This window comes from uncultured Gimesia sp., assembly GCF_937910335.1.
GTDB lineage: Bacteria > Planctomycetota > Planctomycetia > Planctomycetales > Planctomycetaceae > Gimesia.
Genome location: NZ_CALEMX010000277.1, coordinates 1 through 4,679 on the forward strand (window position 1 = coordinate 1; position 4,679 = coordinate 4,679).

Genomic DNA, 4,679 nt, shown 5'->3' on the forward strand with positions numbered 1-4,679 from the left:
AATCAATGCTAGAAAAACTAAAAAGCAGGCTGTCATCCGGTTCTGACAAAGCATCATTGATTCCGTCTCAGTGCAGCAGGGAGCGCGTGTAGACTTTTCCTGTGTCACGCGACTTTATGCGGGAAAAGGACTATCTCAGAGGGTTTGAAACATTATGTCTCATTATTGTATATTATATATAATGGTGGGGTTCAATAGAGGAAGAGCTCATTTCTCGTATTTGTCAAAGTCAGAATTCTGATTTCAGGGAACAAATCAGTCCGAGGCTGGCCTGGTTTCCTACTGGCCTCAACAATACTGAGCTCGCTACAATGAACTTAGTATTAAGTGACGTATTAAGTGAAGCCAACAGTGATTAAGTGAAGTAAACAGTGAATCAGGGGGTACCGCCTCTGAGTTCTCCGTTTGCAATTTTCCAGACAGGATGTGAAACCATGCCGTTGAACCGACGAGAGTTTGTCCATGGAATGATAACGGGCCCCTTTGCGCTAACGCTTTCTCTGGCTCATGCAAAAAAAGTCAATGCGAAAGAACTTAATCCCGTCGGTGTTTCGATTACTAAAATTCGCGAAGGTGAAGATCTCTTTTCTTATATGCGACGTGTCAAAGGTGGTTTCGATCCTCGGCTCTATCGGCAGATCCTTGGTGCAGCCAATGCGTTTAAAGAAGGCGATCAGATTGTCGGCGTGGCTGCATCTGACGAACAGTCTCGCACTAATGCTCATAGACTGCTGTCCGCAACCCGAATTCATGACATCAACGAGCATCCCGTTTTCGAAGATAAACTACAGAAGCTGTTGGCATCGCGAGTATCTGAGCAAACTTCGATGATGACACTGGGGCAATTAAAACAATTGCTGCTGACTGAAAAAGAACAAACGATTAAAAAAGTAGCCAGCGGCCTTTCCAGTGATGTGATCGGTTCTGTTGTGAAACTGATGGATAACCGGGAATTGATCGCTGTCGGCTCCAAAGTTTTTAATTCGCTGTCGAACAGCCAGATCGGGGCGCGTGGATATTTAGGAGCACGTTTACAGCCCAATTCGCCGACTGACAATTTAGATGATATTTTCTGGCAGGTACTCGATGGCTGGTCTTATGCGGTGGGAGATGTTGTGCTGGGGACCAATCCTGTCTCCAGCGAACCTGAGTCTGTGAGGGCCATTGAATTATTACTGAAAGATTTGTTGGTGACCTTCGGAATTGAAGATATTCTGCCGCACTGTGTTTTGTCGCATATCGATGTGCAAGCGGAAGTCGAACGTCAAAGTCCGGGTAGTACTGCGCTCTGGTTTCAAAGTATCGCGGGCAGTGACGATGCCAACAAAACCTTCGATATCAGCCTCAAAAAGATGCGCGACTATGCGCGCTCACGCACGGGGCAATACGGACTGTATTTTGAAACGGGGCAGGGGGCTGACTTCACCAACGGTCATAGCCATGGTTTTGATATGGTGTTGCACGAGTCGCGTAAATATGGTTTCGCCCGTGTTTTGTCTCAGGATATTTCAGACGCTCAAAAATCTGTTCAGAAATCGGCCGCACCCTGGGTGCATCTGAATGATGTGGCAGGTTTCATTGGCCCGGAAGTGTTCCGAACGCGCGAGCAACTGGTCCGCTGCTGTCTGGAAGATATCGTGATGGGTAAGCTGCATGGATTGACGATTGGTCTTGATGTCTGCTCTACGTTGCATATGGATGTATCGCTCGACGATTTAAACTGGTGTCTGGATCAAATTATGCCGGCGAATCCCGCTTACCTGATGGCGTTACCGACTAAAATTGATCCGATGCTGGGTTATCTCACAACCGGTTTTCAGGACCATGTCCAAATTCGCGAAAAATTTGGTTATCGTGTCAACGATGCGATGTGGTCCTTCTTCCAGAAACTGGCAGTGATTGATGCCAACGGGAAACCGACGAAACACTTTGGGGATCCCAGTTGGGTCTACCTGCAATACCGGCGCAAGAAAGGGGATGGTCGTACTGAGGAGATGATTCTGAAAGAAGGTCGGCGACAATTATCTGAAGTGCGCAGCCGTGGCGTGTTTGTCGCGGAAGGGCATGGAGAAAAACAATCGGATCTGGAACCTTCATTGAAAATTGAAATTGACCAGATCTATCAAGATGCAAAAAAGAGCATCTGGGCACAGCTAACTCCGGAATTCATTTCCAACGTTCCTGACTCAATTTCTTTAGTGACACAGTCAACAGATCGTCTGGAATACATTCTGCATCCTTCGACGGGTGAGCAGCTTTCAAAAAGTTCTATCAAAACGATTCAACAATTGCGCAAGCGTTACGACTCAAACTTTGATGTTCAAATTGTGATTTCGGATGGCTTGAATGCATTGTCGATCATGGATGAAGGACAACTGGAACCGTTTCTCAAAGCGATCAGGCAGCAGTTACAGGCAGCCGGGTTCCGTACCGGGGAGCGAAATCTCATCGTACAGTCCGGACGTGTCCGCGCGGGTTATCGGATCGGCGAATTACTATTTGGCGGTCTTCCTCACAATCGTTCCTTACTGCATATCATCGGCGAACGCCCGGGAACCGGTCATCATACCTTTTCCGTCTATATGACTTCTCCACCTGGTTCTGTCTGGGGTCAAGCTGATCAGGTCGATCATAATATTACAAAAGTGGTCTCCGGTATTGCTGTTACGGCACTCAAACCGGATAAGGCAGCCAACGATACTGTGCGCATTCTACAGCAGATGAATGCCGGGTGATCATTGGTCTAGAATCGCTCATTTGATTTCTGGTTGTCTTGCTTACTTTAACTTTTCTTCCTCTCTTGGTGATATTAAATCGGCCTTGATGATTCGGCCCTGATGATATAGATCCGGGTTCCTATTTATCTCTGTTTCATTAGTTACTAGAATCCTCGCAGCAAAATCATGGGCGAGCAGGTTTCAAATACAGGAATGAAGAATTCAGGTCGAACTGTTTACAGGGGAGAAATTCAAGTGAAACAATTGATGGTGTTCCTCGTGATTCTGATAACAGGTTCGTCTCTATCTTCGGCAGAGCCTGCTCCGGAAGAAGATTATCAGCTCCTGCAGGGAAAATGGTTCCGGAATGCTACGGATGGAAAAGGGGCTCCTATTAGAATTGAGCAGGAGATATCTCAAAAGATTTCGAAGGTCAAAATCTATAATCGGGATGGGAAGCTGGTTCATTCGCAGCAGGCAAAGTTTCGACTACAGCGAGTGGATGAACTGAGTCTCTTTATTTATTATGATATAGAAGTTCTGGAAGGTCCCAAAAAAGGTGCTAAATCCCGTGTGTCTCAACCGTGTGTCTATCGCTTGCGAGGTGATCAACTTGTCGTTGTGGAAGGAATCGTAAATGGTGATAAATTCCCTTCATTGATTCTCTCCTGGTGGAAAATCAAACCACCCATCACATCGACGGCTACCTGAGCGATTTCTTCTGTTTCAATTCATCGTTTTGTTTTTCGCTTATTTTTCCAGAGAAACTTTCCACCGATTCTTAAAAAGAACCAACCGATCCAGGCCTGGAAAATGTTGGCATGGCATTCTCCGGCAAGCGCCGTCTGGCGCCAGATGGTGTCGGCTTCACAGCGTGTGTATTCAGCCGTTGCGTAGAGACGATCGTGTACGACCCCTGCGATATCCACTTTCGACCAGCGGACGAGAAAACGGCCGAACCAGGGGATCGAGCTGAAATCTGTGATGAAATTTTCTGGAACCGAGATGGTTTTGTCATGAACATTCACGGTTAATTTACGCAATAACTTGCGATCGCCGTCAGGTTGTCTTTCTGTTTGAAGTAGCCCACTGACTAGAAACACAGATTCTTGATTTTTCGCAATTGTCATCAGATCGTTCCTTACTACAATTCTCAGTATCGTGAATGAACTATGGTATACTCACCTGCTGCCATTCATTGGGATTGATAACGAATCCGCTGCTCTGATTATAGAGATTTATTTCTAACAAATACCCCCACTGATGGATACTAAGCCGAAAAAAATGAGACGCGAAGGGATCGAATGATCAAATCTAAGATGCATCACTTCATGGCTGGGAAAAAAATGATTTATTTTGGCGTTACTCTCGTCATGGTTGTGCTCGTTTATTATGGCTGGAAATTCACTGCGCGAAATGCTTATGAATCGGCAGAATACACGGTGGTGGATTCGGAAGGTCCCTTTGAAACGCGCCAATATGCTGATCTTATGCTGGTGACTACCGACTTGCCTCAGGGTTCAAAAGGCGATGATGGTCGATTCATGCGTTTATTTCGTTATATTGAAGGTGCCAATGATCAAGAACAAAAAGTGGCAATGACGACTCCCGTGTTTATGGAGCCGGAAGCGAATCAATCACAGAGACAGATGGGCTTTGTGATTCCCAAAAATGTTTCAGAACAACAGATTCCTGAGCCGACGAATGATCAAGTCCAAATTCGAAAACGGGCTGGCGGACTGTTTGCCGTGATTCGATTTGATGGGCGGCTGAACCAGGAATCAATCAAAACAGCAGAAGAAAAAGGCGCAAAAGTATTTGTAGCAGCTGCTGGTATGGCAGCACATCTTGCTGGTGCACTTGCTGCTGGTACAACAAAACCAGTTATTGGAGTACCTATGAAAGGTGGAGCTATGGATGGTATGGATGCTATGCTTTCAACTGTTCAAATGCCATCAGGTA

Annotated in this window: 3 protein-coding genes and 2 pseudogenes; 4 read left to right on the top strand and 1 reads right to left on the bottom strand. The window is 46.1% G+C overall.

Annotated features, from left to right (window positions below):
- The first annotated feature begins 434 nt into the window (after positions 1–434).
- Together eutB and Q0668_RS11200 are read left to right on the top strand one after the other, a co-directional pair.
- Positions 435–2,735 (top strand): ethanolamine ammonia-lyase subunit EutB, encoded by a 2,301-nt coding sequence (gene eutB / locus Q0668_RS11195; RefSeq protein ID WP_298864351.1) that lies wholly within the window; start codon positions 435–437, stop codon positions 2,733–2,735.
- A gap of 237 nt (positions 2,736–2,972) precedes the next feature.
- Positions 2,973–3,428 (top strand): hypothetical protein, encoded by a 456-nt coding sequence (locus tag Q0668_RS11200; RefSeq protein ID WP_298864353.1) that lies wholly within the window; start codon positions 2,973–2,975, stop codon positions 3,426–3,428.
- 20 nt (positions 3,429–3,448) lie between these two features.
- Here the strand turns inward: Q0668_RS11200 and Q0668_RS11205 are convergent, their stop codons facing one another.
- Positions 3,449–3,847 (bottom strand): DUF1353 domain-containing protein, encoded by a 399-nt coding sequence (locus Q0668_RS11205; RefSeq protein WP_298864356.1) that lies wholly within the window; start codon positions 3,845–3,847, stop codon positions 3,449–3,451.
- Between the two features lie 243 nt (positions 3,848–4,090).
- Between Q0668_RS11205 and Q0668_RS25880 the strand changes: the two are divergent.
- Positions 4,091–4,459 (top strand): annotated as a pseudogene (locus tag Q0668_RS25880) (heme-binding protein); the annotation flags it as partial.
- Positions 4,460–4,492: 33 nt separating this feature from the next.
- Positions 4,493–4,679: pseudogene (locus Q0668_RS25885) on the top strand (AIR carboxylase family protein); the annotation flags it as partial.